This window comes from Pseudomonas sp. AC463, assembly GCF_979253585.1.
The window spans coordinates 1-396 of record NZ_CEEDDZ010000172.1; the positions used below are offsets into that span (position 1 = coordinate 1).

Below are 396 nucleotides of genomic sequence, written 5' to 3' on the forward strand. Positions count from 1 at the left end.
GCCCGCGCCGCAATGTTGTCTAGTGGCATCTATCGACTGAAGGGGGAAACATGGTGACCACGGCTAACAAAGCGTTCTGGAGCAGCGTGCACGGGACCGGCGATCCCGAACGTCGGCCGATCAGGCTTGGCGAGGCTATCGAGCAATACATCGCGGCTAGATGGGGTGGCGGGCCTTACGAGAGGAATGAGACGTACAAGGCCGGACCTATACTGAAGTCCTCCTTGGCTGAGTTGCGTCTGGAGGTGGTGACGCAGAAAGCCATTCCGACGTACTGCGACGAGCGGCTCCTCAGCGTCAGGCCGGCGACCGTGCGTGCTGAAGCTCGGATCGTGCGGTGCGGCTATGAGTACGCAAGGTGTGCGTGGGGCCTGAAGCTACGGCACAACCCTGGGG

At 61.9% G+C, this 396-nt stretch carries 1 protein-coding gene; it reads left to right on the forward strand.

Annotated elements, in window-relative coordinates; genetic code table 11:
- Window positions 1–50: 50 nt before the first annotated feature.
- A partial coding sequence (locus AC0IYH_RS29645) for a hypothetical protein (RefSeq protein ID WP_471837642.1) occupies window positions 51–396 on the forward strand: 346 nt, incomplete at its 3' end.